This is a genomic window from Actinokineospora sp. PR83 (genome assembly GCF_021056305.1).
GTDB lineage: Bacteria > Actinomycetota > Actinomycetes > Mycobacteriales > Pseudonocardiaceae > Actinokineospora > Actinokineospora spheciospongiae.
Genome location: NZ_JAJCXD010000122.1, coordinates 1 through 15900, shown reverse-complemented (window position 1 = coordinate 15900; position 15900 = coordinate 1). Strand labels below are relative to the sequence as shown.

At 71.8% G+C, this 15900-nt stretch carries 17 protein-coding genes and 1 pseudogene; 15 read left to right on the top strand and 3 right to left on the bottom strand.

The genetic code is table 11. The annotated features are described in order from the left end of the window. The 11 genes and pseudogenes from L6E12_RS35195 to L6E12_RS31420 all read left to right on the top strand — a co-directional run. Window positions 1–1567, top strand: a pseudogene (locus tag L6E12_RS35195) (hypothetical protein); the annotation flags it as partial. A gap of 86 nt (window positions 1568–1653) precedes the next feature. Continuing rightward, window positions 1654–4026: a hypothetical protein gene (locus L6E12_RS31465; protein WP_236231560.1), complete on the top strand. Its 2373-nt coding sequence runs from the start codon at window positions 1654–1656 to the stop codon at window positions 4024–4026. Between the two features lie 160 nt (window positions 4027–4186). After that, a complete protein-coding gene (locus tag L6E12_RS31460; RefSeq protein ID WP_236231562.1) occupies window positions 4187–4744 on the top strand; it encodes a hypothetical protein in 558 nt (185 codons plus the stop codon). A gap of 50 nt (window positions 4745–4794) precedes the next feature. Then, window positions 4795–5184 (top strand): hypothetical protein, encoded by a 390-nt coding sequence (locus tag L6E12_RS31455; protein WP_236231559.1) that lies wholly within the window; start codon window positions 4795–4797, stop codon window positions 5182–5184. Between the two features lie 116 nt (window positions 5185–5300). Further along, window positions 5301–6002, top strand: coding sequence for a M50 family metallopeptidase (locus L6E12_RS31450; RefSeq protein WP_236231558.1), 702 nt, complete (start codon window positions 5301–5303; stop codon window positions 6000–6002). Then, complete coding sequence (locus L6E12_RS35190) at window positions 5999–7618, top strand: hypothetical protein (RefSeq protein WP_236231557.1); 1620 nt, start codon at window positions 5999–6001, stop codon at window positions 7616–7618. Before L6E12_RS31450 ends, L6E12_RS35190 begins: the two co-directional genes overlap by 4 nt. Before the next feature lie 620 nt (window positions 7619–8238). Beyond that, window positions 8239–8556, top strand: a complete 318-nt coding sequence (locus L6E12_RS31440; RefSeq protein WP_236231556.1) for a hypothetical protein — start codon at window positions 8239–8241, stop codon at window positions 8554–8556. Next, on the top strand, window positions 8553–9224 hold the full coding sequence (locus tag L6E12_RS35595; RefSeq protein WP_236231555.1) for an RNA polymerase sigma factor: 672 nt from the start codon (window positions 8553–8555) through the stop codon (window positions 9222–9224). Before L6E12_RS31440 ends, L6E12_RS35595 begins: the two co-directional genes overlap by 4 nt. Then, window positions 9221–10261 carry a hypothetical protein gene (locus L6E12_RS31430; RefSeq protein WP_236231554.1) on the top strand — a complete coding sequence of 347 codons (1041 nt, stop codon included), beginning with the start codon at window positions 9221–9223 and terminating at the stop codon, window positions 10259–10261. The genes L6E12_RS35595 and L6E12_RS31430 overlap by 4 nt, the downstream gene beginning before the upstream one ends. A 250-nt stretch (window positions 10262–10511) precedes the next feature. Continuing rightward, the gene (locus tag L6E12_RS31425) at window positions 10512–10859 is read left to right on the top strand and encodes a hypothetical protein (protein ID WP_236231553.1); all 348 of its coding nucleotides are present in this window, start codon (window positions 10512–10514) and stop codon (window positions 10857–10859) included. Window positions 10860–10874: 15 nt separating this feature from the next. Then, window positions 10875–11177: a hypothetical protein gene (locus L6E12_RS31420; RefSeq protein WP_236231552.1), complete on the top strand. Its 303-nt coding sequence runs from the start codon at window positions 10875–10877 to the stop codon at window positions 11175–11177. 77 nt (window positions 11178–11254) lie between these two features. Here the strand turns inward: L6E12_RS31420 and L6E12_RS31415 are convergent, their stop codons facing one another. Then, window positions 11255–11881 (bottom strand): hypothetical protein, encoded by a 627-nt coding sequence (locus L6E12_RS31415; RefSeq protein WP_236231551.1) that lies wholly within the window; start codon window positions 11879–11881, stop codon window positions 11255–11257. A 306-nt stretch (window positions 11882–12187) separates the two neighbouring features. Here L6E12_RS31415 and L6E12_RS31410 point away from each other — a divergent pair, with 306 nt between their 5' ends. Together L6E12_RS31410 and L6E12_RS31405 are read left to right on the top strand one after the other, a co-directional pair. Continuing rightward, the gene (locus L6E12_RS31410; protein ID WP_236231550.1) at window positions 12188–12565 is read left to right on the top strand and encodes a DUF6247 family protein; all 378 of its coding nucleotides are present in this window, start codon (window positions 12188–12190) and stop codon (window positions 12563–12565) included. A 23-nt stretch (window positions 12566–12588) separates the two neighbouring features. Next, window positions 12589–12870, top strand: coding sequence for a hypothetical protein (locus L6E12_RS31405; protein WP_236231549.1), 282 nt, complete (start codon window positions 12589–12591; stop codon window positions 12868–12870). Between the two features lie 219 nt (window positions 12871–13089). Here L6E12_RS31405 and L6E12_RS31400 read toward each other — a convergent pair whose 3' ends face one another. Further along, entirely contained in the window at window positions 13090–13233 is a 144-nt protein-coding gene (locus tag L6E12_RS31400; protein WP_236231548.1) for a hypothetical protein, read from the bottom strand. Window positions 13234–13343: 110 nt separating this feature from the next. Between L6E12_RS31400 and L6E12_RS31395 the strand changes: the two genes are divergently transcribed. Next, complete coding sequence (locus L6E12_RS31395) at window positions 13344–13667, top strand: hypothetical protein (protein ID WP_236231547.1); 324 nt, start codon at window positions 13344–13346, stop codon at window positions 13665–13667. Window positions 13668–13959: 292 nt separating this feature from the next. Here the strand turns inward: L6E12_RS31395 and L6E12_RS31390 are convergent, their stop codons facing one another. After that, window positions 13960–14163, bottom strand: a complete 204-nt coding sequence (locus tag L6E12_RS31390; RefSeq protein ID WP_236231546.1) for a hypothetical protein — start codon at window positions 14161–14163, stop codon at window positions 13960–13962. Window positions 14164–14436: 273 nt separating this feature from the next. Here L6E12_RS31390 and L6E12_RS31385 point away from each other — a divergent pair. Then, on the top strand, window positions 14437–15900 hold a 1464-nt coding region (locus L6E12_RS31385; RefSeq protein ID WP_236231545.1), incomplete at its 3' end, for a tetratricopeptide repeat protein.

The window sequence follows — 15900 nt, the reverse complement described above, 5'->3', positions numbered from 1 at the left end:
ACCGCCGCGGGGCGGTGCGCCCGGTGGGCGCGGCGGTCCCGGGTCGGCGGCCCCCGGCGCGGGACGCGGTGGCCCCGGTTCGCCGCGCAACACCCAGAACGGCCCAGGCCCAGGTCGCGGGCAGTCTTCGGGCGACCCCCTGGGGCTGGGTGGTCCGGCGGCCAAGGGCCCGACCGGCCCCGCCGGCGCCAAGCCGGGCGCGAACAACGCCCTGGGCGCCGGTCCGGGGGCGGCGGGGCCGTCGGGCAAGCCGGGTGCGCGCCCGCAGGTCACCGCCGGTCCCGGGGGTTCCACGAAGTCCCTCGGCCCCGGCGGGGCTCCGGGTGGGCCGGGCGGGTCGGGTGGGCCGACCACCAGGCCCGGCGCAGGGGCGCCCGGTGCTGGGGCCGTGGGGCCCTCGGCGGGCAAGCCGACCGGTGGCCCGGGTGGTGGCAAGTCCGCGACCAGCACCAACGCCACCACCACCCGACCCGATGGGTCCGGTCCGGGAACGGGGACAACCCCGGCCGCCAAGCCGGGTGCCGGTGCTCCTGGTGCTCCTGGTGCTGCCGGATCCGCGGGCGCCGGGCTCGGGCTGACCCGCCCGGGCGGGGCGAGCACCAGGCCCGGGGCGTCGTCGACCGGGGCGACCGCGGGCGGGTCCGCCGGGGCCGGTGGCGGCACGTCGCGGAACGCGGCGAGCAGGGGCGCGGGTGCCCCGCCACAGGCCACCCCGCCGCGGGGCGGCCGGGCGTGGAGTGCGCTGTCGGGGTGGCTGGGCCCGCGGGAGTGGTGGTCGCAGCGTTCCGACCCCGCCTCGCCGACCACCGCCCCGGCCGGACAGCCCACCGACACGGTCCGGCCCTACCCGAAGCGGGCGATCCGCACCGGCGAGCCGCTGCGGATGCCGCAGCAGCGCGGCCCGCGCCCCGACCGCGACGCGGCGAGCAGCACAAACACCCAGTCCTCCGCCCAGTCCTCCACCCAGTCCTCGCAGTCGTTCGAGCGGCCGCAGCCGCAGGGGCGTCCGCAGGGCAAAACCGGTCGCGGCCGTGACCGTGGTTGGCAGCAGCGGGTGTGGGGTGCCGAGACGCACGTGCGTCCGGGTCGCCCGGAGCGGCGCGGGCGGTCGCGGTCGGGTGAGCAGGAGCCGATGCCCACGGTCGTGATGGGCGAGGTCGTCGGCGAGCAGGAGCCGCAGCGGGCCCGCCGCGTGTGGCAGCACGGTCCCTCGGCGTCGAGCACGTCGCTGAGCAGCACAAACACCACTCATCAGGGAGAAAGCATGCCGTTCAACCCGGCCGTGTACGCGGCCAAGATCGACCAGTCCACCCCGGCGACCATCGTCGCGTCCCTGCTCACCGTGGGTCAGGAGACCGGGTTCAAGGCCAGGGAGAAGCGCGAGGAGGCCGAGGGCCTGCGCCGGGCGGCGGCGGCGCTGCCGGAGAGCGTGGCGCACTCGGGGGCGGCGGAGCGGCTGCGCCGGGAGGCCGCGGCCGCCGACGCCGACGCCGAGGAGCTGGAGCAGGCCTCCCGCGGGTTCCACGACTCCGCCGAGGAGTACCGGCCGCGTCAGCTCAGCGCCTGATGCCCGGGGGTGGGGCCCGCCCTCCCCCGGGCCCCACCCCCTTCCCCACTCCACCCCTTGTGATCAGCGACGAAAGGGTCAGCACGATGTCAGCGACCACGGTCATCTCCTGGGCGGCGTTCTGGTCGGCCACCGGCGCGGTGCTCTCCGGGGCGGCGGCGGCACTGCTGGCGATGAGCGGGATGTCGGCGGCAGGCTCGGTGGCGGTCCTGATCGCCGTCGGCATCGTGGTCCTGGCCGTCGCGCCGAAGCTGGCCCGCAGTGCGGAGCTGTTCGGGCACCTGGCCGCCGAGGACGAGGCGCTGGTGCTGCGGGCGCTGTCGGTGGCGATCGCCTCCCACACCCTGCTCGCGGTGGCGTGGGCGGCGCAGCCGGCGCTGTGGCCGGTGTGGACGACGTCGCTGGCCGGGCTGGCCGGGGCCACCTACGCCACCACCTGCGCGGTGCGGGCACTGGTGGCCAAGCGCGAGGCCGTGCGCCGACGCGAGGCCGCCGCCGCGGAGGAGGCCCGGCAGCGCCAGGCCGCCGCCGCCGCGGCGGCGGCCGAGCAGTCCCGCGCGGAGCTGGAGCAGTCCCGGGCCGAGCTGGAGCGGTGGGACGGGGCCCCGCCGGTCGATTCCAGCGACCCGCGGCTGCTGGTCGAGCAGGTGCTGGCGATGGGGCAGTACACCGGGCTGATCATCGGGGCGTGGGAGCCCATTGGTGGGCACCACGGGGTGCCGCCGCTGGGCATCCGGGTGCTGCTGCGGGCCCGCCCCTCGGGCCGCAAGGAACTGGTCACCCTCTCCGAGGCCGACGCCGAACCGCTCGCGCGGCTGTTCCAGGCGGTGCTGCGCACCCCGATCGAGACCAACTGGGTGCGCATCGAGAAGCTGCGCGGCGCCGGGGCCTACGCGCTCACGGTCACCATCGGCAACCCGTTCGACGTGGTCTATCCCTACACCGACCCGGTCGGCCCGCAGTCGATCAAGGACCCCAAGATCATCGGGTACGACATCACCGGTCGCCCGCACCGTGAGCGCATCAACCAGCACTCGGCCAAGGTCGGCTCCACTCGCTCGGGCAAGACGTCGCTGATCCAGGTCGAGCGCGCCTACGACACCCTCTGCCACGACAGCGTCCGCTGGATCGGCGGCACGGAGAAGCTGTTCGACTCCCTGGCCGGGTGGATCACCCCCTACCTGGGCACCGGCCTGCGGCTGCCGTTCGACCTGATCGCCTCCGGGCCCCGCGACACCGCGCTCATGCTGGCCACCTCGATGGTCCTCGCCCGCGCCCGCCAGAACGCCCCCTACGAGGTGCGCGCGGGGTTCAAGACCCTCAACGTCGAGCTCGACGAGGCCAGCTTCTTCCTGGTCCAACGCGAGATCAAGACCTTCTACCAGGGCCGGTATTGGACGCCCTCACAGCTAACGCTGAACCTGCTCAAGGGCGCCGGGTCCGCCGACATATGGGGGCACCTGGCCTCCCAGCGCGGCACCGGCGACAACTGGGGCGAAGAGGGCACCAACATCAACGCCAACATCTTGTTGCAGAGCGTCTTCAAGACCGGTGACGCCGCGGAGATCGGGCGCCTGCTGGACAACTACAAGACCCCCGTGCCCACCACCAAGGGCGAGCTGCTGCTGCGTCCTCCGCAGGGTGATGACTCCGACGTGGCCGTGTCCGGGCTGCTGCGCCTCAAGGCCCCCTACATCCAGGAATCCGACCCCAGCAAGCCCAAGCTGCACGACGGACCCACCCTCGCCGACATCTCCTGGTCGCGGCGCAACCTGGACAACACCCTCGACGCCTGGTCGGCCGCCATGGCCGGCGAGTGGTACGCCAAGCGGCGCACCGACCCCGACCAGATCTGGGCGTACCTCACCGAACAGGCCGTGGACCTCACCGAGCAGGCCGCCCCCACCGCCGGGGTCGCCGAGCCCACCGGCCACCAGGCCGCCGCCGACCCGGCCCCGGCCGGCGGCACCGGCGAACAGCACGACGGCAAGCAGAGCGTCTACGACATGGTCCGCGCGACCCTGCGCGCCACCCTCGGCGACCCCAACCCCAACCCCGCCGACGTCGACGGCGAGGGCACCGGCGGCGAGGAGCCCACGGCGACCACCGCGCCGGTCCCCTCGAGCGCCCCGGCCGCGTCGGCACCGCCGGTCCTGTCGGCCGCGCCGTCCCCGAAGACCGGGTCGACCGCGGCCGCGTCGGTGATGGCCGCGCCCACGGTGATGCGGACCGCCGAGGCCCGCACCCGGCCCGAGCGCATCGTCGCCGTCGTCGCGGCCGCGGACGGGCCGCTGTCCACCGCGCAGATCCGCGACGCCCTCATCGCCGACGGCGACGACGGGGCGGCGGGGGCGAACGTGGTCTCCAACGCGCTCGGGCAACTGGTGGGAAGCGGGCACCTCGACCGCCCCGTGCGCGACCGCTACACCCTGTCCGTCCCCGCCCTCGCCACCGCCTGACCCACCCCCGACCGTCACCCACGGTGACAAACAAACAAACAAACCAACAGCACCAACCCCCCTCACCACCCCCTCCATCGCACTCCAGACGCCCAACCACCCCCTCCCGGGGCTGTGTGTTTGTTTGTGTGTGGCTACTCCCAGTGAAGGAGAGACCGGCATGAGCCAGTACGACTACGAGCAGATGATCGCCGACCTCAAAGGCGAGGTGCACGAGCTGACCGCGCTGCGCAACGGGCAGGAGAGCGGGTCGGACACCCACGCCATCTACCAGCGGCGCATCACCGACCGGACCCGGGTGCTGCTGGCCCTGGAGGTCAGCCTCGACGTCCTGGCCGACGCCGACGACGCCGTGGCCGCCGCCGGCCGGGAGCTGCGCCGGGTCGAGGCGATCGGGACCGCCGAGTCGCAGCGCGCCGCCCGGGCGGCTTGGGCGCTGCTGTGGCCGGGGCTGGTCGGGCTCGCCGCGAGCACCCTGATCGACCTGCCGTGGTGGGTGGTGGCCGCGTCGGTGACCGCGGGCCTGGCCGCCGCCGTGCTCGGCGTGCGGTCGGTGCGCACCCGCCCCGCCCTCGCCGAGCACATCGACACCGCCACCGCCGCCTGGCAGCAGGCCGCCGTGGCCCGCGAGGAGATGTGGGACCGGGTCCGGGCCGGGCAGCCCGCCCTCACCGCCGACACCACCCCCGCCGCCACGGCCTGGCCTGTCACCCGATGACCGGCTGCTCCTCGACCACCACGACCCCCTCACCACCGGGAGAGCCCACGATGACCATCACGATCACCACCGTCTCCCACGGATTCCCCGGCTCGCCGGTGTCCTGGCCGTGGGACCTGCTGCCCGTGCACGAGTGGCTCATCGAGCGGGCCGGGGTCGTCGCCACCGGCACCGGGATGACGCTGCTGCGCGCCGCGGAGATCGTCCACCGGATGCACCAGAACTGGACCACACGCGTGTGGCCTCGCGGCGGCGGGCAGCCGGGGGCGGAGATGCGCGTGGACGAAGCCACCGCCCAAGCGCTGATCGACGACGCCCAGCGCGTCGTCGACGCCGTCCGCGCCGCCCTGGTCCACCTCGACACCCACACCGTCCACGAGGCCGACCGCTGGCTCTCGATCGCCCACCGGTGGGCAAGCCACAGCACCATGCGCGGCTGAGTCGACCGCTTCCCCGACCGGGTGGGACCGGAGCCCCAGACTCCGGTCCCACCCCGGGCCGGCCGCGATGCTGATCAGCACCACCACCCGCACCACGTCACCGCCTGGAGGACCCGATGCTCACCGCCACCACACCGGCGCCGTCGCCGACCCTGGTGGTGATCTCCGGGGTGATCGCGGCCCTGATCAGCGCGGTGACCCTGGTGCCGCGCACCAGCCGGGTGCGCCGCGCCGTGCACAGCCTCAACGTCTTGGGCACGATCGTGCACGAGGGCGGGCATGCCGCGGTGAGCTGCCTGACCGGCGGCGGCGCCCACGTCATCCAGATCCACACCGCCGGGTCCGGTGCCGCCCACGTCTGGGCGCAGACCCGGTGGTCGGCCGTGGCGACCCAGGCCGCCGGGTACGCCGCCCCCGCCCTGGCCGGGCTCGGCGCCGCCGCCCTGCTCGCCGGCGGCCACGTCCCCGCCGTGCTCGCCGCGACCATCGTGGCGATGGTCGCAGTGCTGCTGCTGACCCGCGACGTGTTCAGCGCCGGGTGCGTCGCCGGGATCGCCGCCCTGGCCGCCCTGGTCCTGTGGCGCGGCGGCGTGGTGGTGCAGCAGTGGGTCGCCTACACCGAGACCTGGATGCTGCTGTGCAGCGAGATCACCGCCGTGGCCCACCTGGGCGTGCGCCGCATCCGCGGCCACGAGACCGCCGACGACGCCGACGCCCTCGCCGAACTCACCGGCCTGCCCTGGCCGGTGTGGATCACCGGGTGGCTCACCGTCATCGGCTGGGCCCTGTGGACCGCCGTTCCCCTGCTGTGGCCATGACCGCCCCCACCACCGCGACCAGCGCGGGAGGACCTGTGCTCGACCTGGCCCTGTTCACCCCCCTCATCGACCGCTCCACCCCGGCCACGATCGCCGCCTCCCTGCTGCACGCTGGTGACGCCGCGGCGGCCGCCGCGGCCGCCAAGCGCGGCGAGGCCGATGACCTGCGGGCCGCGGCCGCCGCCCTGCCGCCGAGCCTGGAGGCCACCGGCGACCGACTGCGCGCCGAGGCCCACGCCGTCGACGCCGACGCCGACGCCCTCGACGAAGCCGCCCGCGCCCTGCGCGACTCCGCCGGCGAGTACCAGGCCGTCCCCAGCGCGGCGGCCTTCCCCACCGCGACCGGCGCCGCGCGGCCCGACGAGCTGCTGCCCGACGAGCTGCTGCCCGAGGGGTTCGCCTGCGTGGAGGACGTGTTCGACTACGGCTACTGCGGCGCCTTGGCCCTGGCCCTGCACGAGCGCACCGGGTGGCCGATCGTCGGCCTGCGCGGCCGTGACGGGTACGCCAGCCACTACCTGGTGCGCAGGCCGGACGGCAGACTGGTCGACGGGCACGGTGCCCGGACGGAGGTGGCGGTCATGGAGCAGTGGGACGAGGGCAGCGGATACTTCGCGATCGCCGACTACGCCCCCGCCTACCTGCGCGCTGAGGTCCGCGAGGGCGACATGGAGGACCCCGCCGACGTGTGGCCGCTGGCCCAGGCCGTGGCCGCCCGGCTGGCCGAGCTGCCCAGCGAGCCCACCACCTCGGCGCCCGCGCAGCCCGTCCCCACCACCGCGGTTCCCGACCCGGTCCACGCCGCGGCCACCTTGGCCGACGCCTACCGGCGCGGCCACACCGTCGAGGCCCCGCTGACCGGCGGGCAGAACTCCGAGCTGGTGCAGAAGGTAAGGCTTTCCGACGGCACCGAGGCGGTCTACAAGCGGGTGAACCTTTCCGACTCAGAGAGCCCGGAGGAGGTCACCGACGCCTACCTCGCCGGGCTCGTCGCCGGTGCCCTCGGCATCGAGGGCACCACCGCGGCGAAGCTCTCCGATTCCGAGCTGCTCAGCGAGTTCGTGCCCGGCCTCACCAGCGTCGAGCAACGGCAGGGCGTGGAGCAGCAGGCCGTGCAGGGCCTGACCCGCGACCCGGCGATGGACCCGGTGTCGTGGGTCGTGGCGCAGCGCACGGCCCGGGAAGCCGCCGGCGCCGAGGAGTGGCAGCGCATCCTGCACCTGCGCGGCGCCCGCGAGATCGGCCTGCTGCACCACCTCACCGGCCAGGTCGACTGCAACGGCAACAACATCATCGTCAACGACGACGCCGTCGTGCCCATCGACCAGGCGTACGCCAGCTTCCAGTCCTCCGACTCCACCGAGACCCACATCGCCCTGGACTCGCCGTTCTCCCAGCGACACCTGCACGTCCAGCGTCGGGTCCGGGACACCTCCGACCCGTACCTGCCGCCGGTGCCGGTGACCGAGCTGGTCTCCCCGTTCACCGCGGCCGAGCTGGCGGGGTTCCGGCAGCGCTTGGAGGCGCTGCGCCCCACGTTCGAGGCCGAAGGCGCGGGCGACAAGTGGCGGTTCATGATCAACCGGCTGGCGCTGGTGGAGAAGGCGGCCCACTGATTTCGTCACCCAAGTCACCGAGAGGGGGGTCGCAGACGTCGGCGACCCCCCTCTCGACTTGTCACCACCTGCCACGCTCGGGCGCTTCCACTTGCAACCTTCTGCAACGGGCACCTGCCACACCTGTCACCTGCCACAGCGCCGTGACAAGTCCCGTGGCAGAAGTTCCCACCCCGCTCACCTGCGAAGAGACCGCGTCGTGGCAGGTGTTGCAAGTCGTGGCAGGTCACGCACCTGCCACGACGGAAACAGCCCCTCACCCCGGGAAAAGGGGGGAGAGGGGCTGTTTTCCCGGATGCGGGATCCTCACTTGCCCCGCACCTGCCACGACTTGCAACACCGACCGGGCGGGCTCGGATGCCGCCGACCCTGCGGTCACGAACCGTTACCGCTCGCATGTACCGACCCCAGACACTCGCAGTGTGACCCAGGTCATGTTCTGAGCCTGTGTGTGCGGCTGTCCGAGTCGGATGTACAGATCAGAGGGCGCGTGAGCCCCTCCACAGCCACCCGCTACGGGGCCCCGGAAACTCGCCCCACCGGAACCTGTGGGTTCGACCCGGCGACCGGGATGAACCAGATAGGAGGGCACAGAGCCCCACACCACATAGGAGAAGAAGATGACCAACAACGACAACAACGCCCCGGCGCCGCAGATCGTCGCCGACACGATGACCGGGCGCTTCGTGCGCGTGGCCGAGGCCGTGATCGACACCCGCGGCCAGGCCCGTAGAGCTCTCGACCGCGGCGACACCGCGATCCACCTCGCCGCCACCGCCGGTGCCCACGGTGGGCGCCTGCACGTGCAGTTCGCCGAACCTGACGGCGCCACCTGGTCGATGACCTACGACATCCCCGGTACACCTGGTCCTCCAGGCCCGTCGGACGGCGGCGCGGTCCCCGCGCGCCGGATCGAGGCGGGAGACGACCGCGCGTGAACCAGTCCCCCGTCCCCGAGCAGCACAGAGGAGGCGGCGAGGCGATCCTCGCCGCCGTCCTCGGCCAGATCCCGGGCGCACCCATGCGTCACGCGATCTGGAAGGTGAAGCAGGTTCCCGGCATCGGCGACGCCGCCCAGGCCGCCGAGGACATCTGCCAGGAGACCGCCCTGGGCTTCTACCGATGGTGGAAGCGGACCGGCGGGGTCCCCACGGAGGAAGACGCGCGCAAGGTCATGTGGACGATCCTCAAGCGGAAGATCGCCGACTTCCAGTTGGACCCGAAGCAGGAGAACAAGCGGACCAAGGTCAGCTTCGAGGCCCCCGCGCGTGCGGGGGACCACCTCGGGCAGGACGCCGACGGTGTCGACCGCACCCGTGGCGCCGGGGATGTCCTGGCCGATCCCGCCGCGCAGGCCGCGTTTGACGAGCTGCTCGATGACATCGTCCGCCCGCAGGTGCTCGCCGAGTTGCTCGACACCATCCCGTTCAGGCAGCGCGACGCCCTGATCGCGGTGCACCTCGAAGGACTCGACCAGGCCACCGCGGCGGCGAGCCTGAACATCAGCGTCAGCGCCCTGCAGCAACGCCTCTACGCGGGCCGCAGAGCACTCAAAAACAATCACGCCCGCCGCATCGAGAAAGCCCTGGAGGAGGACAACCGATGACCACCGAGAACACCCCCAACCCCTACAGCCTCGAGGCGCTCCGCGCCGCGGACGCCCGGCTGACCGACGAGGAGAAGACCGCCATCGACGCCGACGTCGACTCGGCGATCATCGGCGCCGACGCCATGGCCCTCGCCGAGGACCACCAGGCCCGGGGCGACCTGGCCACCGCACGCCGCTGGTACCGCACCGCCACCCACCACCACACCCCCGGCGCCCGCGACGCCCTCGACGACGTCGAGGTGCTCATCAACGCCCTCCACACCCCCGCCGCCGAACACATCGCCGCCGGGACCCCCTTCGAGACCACCGACCACGACCAGACACGGGAAGACGTCCTCTCCGAACACGCCCACGCCGCCCGGATCGTCCGCCAGGCCAAGGACACCGCCAAGCGCATCATCGACGACGCGCACACCGAAGCCGACCGCATCACCACCGCAATGCAGAGGAACCGAGAAGCCGACTTCTCGGTCTGGGTGGCAAGTGAGCAGCTTCCCGACCTCATGCGCAGGACGGCGGCTATCCCCCTGACCAACAGCGTCAATCATCTGAAAAGAGTGACGAACGAACTCGTCCACCACACCAACAACCTCCGCCTGGCAAGGGAAGTCGCCCAGCAACTCCAACTGGAGTGGCGGGTTTCCAAAGAAGATCTGGGCGAGGCTGAACCAATCACCACAACCCAGCCTGACGTCGAACTGTCGGTGTTGGGCCGGGTGTGGTCGTCCCGGTACGAGGCGGCCGTGGTCGACCGCCAGACGCCCGCCTTCACCACGCTGGTTTCCGCATTCTGCCGCGATGCGGACGAGCAGGTCACCGCGGAACTGAGAGACAAGTCGCGTGAGCTGGCATGCCAGTTGCGGAGCAACCTGGCATCGCTGCTGTGGGTGCCAGACCTCTCCCGGATCGAACCGACCGACGACGTGCCACCACCCCGCGAACGGATCACCGCCGGACCGATGACCCGCAAGGCGCTTTCCCAGGCCGCCACCAAACTTGCCCCCGTTGATGCCACCGGAGTCGCCGCTGGTTGACCCCCACACATATACGACCCGCATGGCGTGCCCATCGGCGGTGGCCACGACCAGGCCGCGCCGGTCAGCTCGTCACCGCCCCCCGGGGTGCGGGACCGGAGGCGGGACGCACGGCCGGGGTGCGGTATTCCCCCGGTGGCTCGGGCCGAGCTGAACGCCGACCTCACCCGGTGATCGCGTCTTCGGGATGACCGGGTGGGTGCTCGACCCGACTGCCCACCGGGCGGCGGTGGACCGAGACACTTCCCGGGTGCAGCCGGAGCAGCCCGTCGTCGTGACCGTCGACCCCCTCGTCGTCCGCGATGGTGTGGTCTCCGCGCTGGTCGTGGTCGCCTGCCTGCCCCCACCCGCGTCGCTGGTGATCAATGGGGTGCTGGAGATCCTGGTCGGTGACGACTACTGGGTCCCGCAGGGCAGGAACGTGCTCCTGCACCTGCTCGACGAACCGGTGGCCCAGATCCGCCTGTCGGCGCCGTACTCGGCCGGGACGTGGCGGGCCCGGGTGCGCTTGGGCGGGGTGGACGCCACCGAGACCGACATCGACCTCACGGTCACCAGCGTCCCCGAACAGCCGGGCTTGGCCCCGGACGAGGACTGAGAGATGATTCAGGGCATGAAACCGTCGTCCGAACAGGGGAACCCCACCGGCCGGGACGTGCGGTGGGCAGGCACGACACTGGCCGCAGAGACCGACACCTACCGGGCCGCGGTCAGCGGAGGCGACCTCCGCCCGCCCCTCCCCGAGGAGCGCGTCGAGCTACGCCCCGGCGCCGCGGGGGTGGTTGGCGACTTGGTCGGCACCGTCGGCGGCCGCGACTTCTACGCCGTGCACTTCCCCGCCGTGGACGTCACCGTGGAGACCCCCGTTCCCAGCGACCTGCTCACCTTCGCCGACAGCGCGCACCGTGCCGCTTGAACCACGACGTCGCGTGGGCGCAGATCCTGCGGACCGGGCCCAGCAGGTGATCCTGCTGGGCCCGGTCGTGTGCAGGGTTACGCGGCCAGGTTCCACTCCATGAGGTACTTCGCGACCAGGCCGTGGACGGCGGTGCTGAGGTCGCGGCGGTTGGTGCGGGCGTTGAGTTTGAACTCGCGGCCGCGGCGGGTGTCCCAGAGCACGGGGGTGCCCAGCCCCCCGCAGGCCTCCTGCACGATCTGGAGCAGCAGGTCGGCCGACTGCTGGTCCAGCTCGGGGGCCTTGCAGTACGGGGTGACGATCAGCAGCTTGTCGCCCCTGCTCCGCAGGCCGATCAGGTTGTTCAGCGTGATGGTCAGCGGCCCGTCGTGCCACTGCATGGTGTTGACCTTCACTCCTGTGCCGCGGCTGGCGGCCAGCAGGCGCAGGTAGCCCTCCCCGGCCTGCCGGTACGCAGCCTGCCGCCAGTCGCCCTTCGTCGCCGCCCAGGCCACCACCCCGTCGATCGTGTCCCGGGGGTTCGGCGCGTTCGCCGCCCCGCGCATCGCGATGTAGAGGTGCCTGTAGTAGGCCCACGCGGGCACGGTGGGGTCGAGGTAGCGCCGCTTGTGCTCCTTGACCAGCTTCACCGCATCACGCGGCTTGGCCAGCGCGTAGTCGAGCAACGGCAGTCCACCGATACGGATCTCTGCGGGTGCGGTCACGTGTCTCCTTGTCACAGGACAAGGGCACCGGGCGAAGTGGACGTCGGTGTCCAGCGTCGCCGTCTTCCGGTCACAGCCTCCCCGCAAAGGGAGTAACTTCGATTTTGCCGATCAGAAGTGGCCTGGGAAGGTGCCCGCCCTCTCGTATGAGAGAGCACTGGCCATTATACTGCTAACGCCCTCAGGTTTCCACTTCTGAGGGCGTTTCACTTTGATCATCCCCCTGACCTGCGAGTATGCGGTCTGCCGTGCTGCCCCCGTCGCCGCTGGCCACCGGTGGGCCGCTGGCGGCGCTATCGTGTCGGCATGGCCTTTCCCGCCGCTTCCCTGCCCGAGCCCGGTCGCGCGCACGACGGTGTCGAGCCCGCCGTGGAGTGGGTGGGTGACCGGGACGCCGCTGCGGCGTTCGGCTCGCCGGAGGCGATCCGCGCGGGTCTGCTGCCCGAGCAGCAGGCCGAGTTCGACGCCGCGTTCGACGCGGCGCTGACCGCGGCCCGGCAGACGCTGCGCTTGGAGCAGCTCCAGCACGTGCTGCGGGGGTGGCGCCGGGTGGCCTGGCTGACCCGCCAGGACCCCGACGCGCAGCGGCGCACCGTCGCGGCCGCCGCCGAGATCACGCGGACCGGCCGACCCCGGACCGGCAGCGTGTCCTGGACCGACCTGCGCGCCGACCTCGGCGTCTGACCGGCCGGACGACCTGGTTTCTCGTGGCGTACGAGCTCGACATCGACCTCGCCGCGCGCGAGCAGATCCGCGCGCTGCCCGCCGCCGCCCTCGCCGCGCTGGCCCAGGCGTTCGAGGTGCTGGCCCTGGTGCCCGAGCGCGGCCAGCCCCTCAACCCGGCCAACCCCGACGGCGCGGTTCGCCAATTCGTCTTCGACGACGGCAAGGGCCTGATCACCTACCTACTGCTGACCGACCAGGATCGGGTCGACGTGCTGGTGGTGACCTGGGTGTCGTTCGAAGCCCCCGGCCCCGACCGGGGCTGACGAACCACCCGCGCCGGTGTGCAGACGTGTTCTGCGTTCTCGTGCTGGTGTCGATCGACGAATCGTCCACCGGTCCCGGCTGAGCAGGGCGATCAGTGTCTTGAGGTCCTGTTCGGTGAACTCCTCACACCCGCGTGAGAGTGCACGCCGGGGAACCGCTGGCCATCAGCGCACGCGACAAGAAGCGGGGGACAAGCGGGCCCCGGCCCTTCCCTCTGCTCAGTTGCCGGAGTCCCAGTGCTCGTCTCCGACCACGTTGTCGGCGAGCTCGCGGAGGTTGTCGTTCACCTGAACCTGGTAATCGCTGTCGAGCTGGCGATAGAGGTTGCTCGAACGCCTCCTCGACAGGGTTTCGATGGCCACTCGGCACCCCACCCCTGCGCGCTGGCGCCGCGGTGAGCGCACTGTGGTTGGGATGTGGGCGGGGGTCGCAGGTACGCGAACCGTCGTGGGGGCATGTCACGATGAGCGCCATGACCGCTGCCGTGGACCCGTTGACCGGGCTGCTGTCCGCCGTGGCCATGCAGGCGATGGCCCGGTTCCGCGACCACAACCTCTCCATCCGCCGCTCGAAGGTGGTGCACGCGGTGGCGATGTCGCGGTGGATGGCCGGAGTGCAGCTGCCCGCACCGGCCTGCCACGTCGGGGTGGCCGGATGGGCCATCGAAGACCTGCGGCCCACCCGGGACACGGTGACCTGCCTGCGGTGCCTGCGAGCGGCACCCGCAGGCCGCGTCGCCGAAGCGGCGCGACCGCTCGGCGGCCAACTCGCCTTGCCCATCGAGGTCGACGCCTAGACCTCGACCTGTCCTGGTGATCGCGACCGACACCGCCCTTGACGCCTCGACCTGCCCCTGCGCCGCCTGGCGCCACCACCTCACCGGGCGCACCCAAACCCGGTACCGACCCGGCCGAGGGCACCGTGCCTCCTGATGTCGGCGCCGGTCGGGTACGTCGGGGCAGCCTTGAACGCCGGCGAGGCCACCGGGATCGGCTCCTCCTCTTCTGCGGCTGGCCGTGCCGCGTTGAGCACGCGGGGAGGTGAGGGCGTCGTCTCGGGTCGGGGCGCGGCCACGGGGTGTTGCCGGGTCACAGCAGGCCGGTCTCGTGCAGGCGCACGATCACCGCGACGGTGCCGCCGCCGCCGGTCACCGCAACCATCGTGGTCTTCAGGATCCGCGAGGCCCGCTCGGCGCGGTCGCGGTTGCTGACGAACAAGGCGACGTAGCCGGCGCAGCCGACGATCGCGGTCAGCACGAGCAGGTACGCGCCGAGCATCCAGGTCCACAACATCAGATCCCCTTCGACATGGGCCCACCGCGTCTTGATTCGGCGGTCGGCCCCGTTCTTGTTGGGATCAGGTATACGCAGGTCAAACCATGTTTCTGACGATCTCTTACAGTCCTGGACGCACGTTGACTGAATCTCCCAGGCCTTTCACCGCTCTTCCCGGTTGCGGAATCCGGACCACCGCACCCCACTGCGGGCTCCTGAGGGCCTGATCGTTTACTGTTCCTGACACTCGCGGACACGCCGTGACACCTGGATGTTGAGGGAGACGCGGCTGTGGACGACGGATGGCGCCGCCCGGACCTGCCCGACGGGCCCCTGCGCGCACTCAATGACGCCCTGCACGAACTGCACGCCCGCACCGGGCACCGCAGCAGCCGCTGGATCGCCGGAGAACTCCGTGAACGTCACGGCCGCGGCGCCCCCTCCCATACCAAGATCCACCAGATGTTCACCAGCCCCGAGCTGCCCCGCCCGGAGCTGCTCGACTGGGTCGTCGCGGTCCTGGCCGAGCGCGTCCGCGGCCTCGACCCCGACACCGAATGCGACCGCCTCGCCGGCCTGTGGAACCACGCCTTCGACGACCGTCGCAACCGCCGACGCACCCCTCGCCCTACACCTGCTCCCACACTCGACGCCGACCCCACAGTCGACGCTGGGCCAATTCCACCCGCGAACACACCTGCCTCTGATCAGCTCATCGATCCCGTCCACGCCGTCGCGTTGGCCGGCAGGCCCACCATCGAGGCCAAGATCCGCTATGCCTGTGAGCGGGTGGACCCGCCCACCGTCCTCGCGGTGCAGCAGTGGCTGGACACCTACGGCGTGACCACAGCCCGGTCATATGCCACCAGCGTGGTTGGCACCTGGCAGCGCGAGCAGCAAGCCGCCGACACCAGCCCACCGGCGAACACACCTGCCTCCAACCTGCTCAGCGACACCGTCCACGCCATCGCGTTGGCCAGCAGGATCACCATCGAGGCCAAGATCCTCTACGCCTGTGAGCAGGTGCACCCGCCCACCGTCCTCGCGGTGCAGCAGTGGCTGGACACCTACGGCGTGACCACAGCCCGGTCATATGCCACCAAAGTGATCGACACCTGGCAGCGCAAGCACCAGGCCGCCGACACCGGCACCGTGGCTACGTCCGGCCCCGGCCCGTTCGCCGCCTACTTCGCCCCCTACCGCGACCTCACCTCATCGCAACGACACGACCAGCCCCTGAGCGAGGAACTCGAGCACATCCTGTTCCAGATCCCCGACAACCTCCTTCCCAATGCCCCGACCCTGCCTATCGACACCATTCACACCCTGCTCGGCCACTACACCACTCTCCTGGCCATCCGCCAGCATGCCCTTGACCGCGATCACCCCCATACCTTGAACGTCCGTCACAACCTCGCTTACTGGCGAGGACGAGCCGGCAAGGCCGCGGCCGCGGCGACCGAACTCGACAAGCTCCTGTCTGATCGGATGAGGGTGCTGGGACCTGATCACCCCCACACCCTGACCACCCGCCACACCCTGGCCCATTACCGAGGAGAGGCGGGGGACGTTTCCGGAGCAGCAGCGGCATTCGCCGAACTCCTCCACGACCAGACACGAGTGCTAGGACCTGATCACCCCGACACCCTCGCCACCCGCCACAGTCAGGCGTCCTGGCAAGGGGAGGCGGGAGACGCCTCTGGAGCAGCAGCGGCATTCGCCGAACTCCTCCACGACCAGACACGAGTGCTGGGA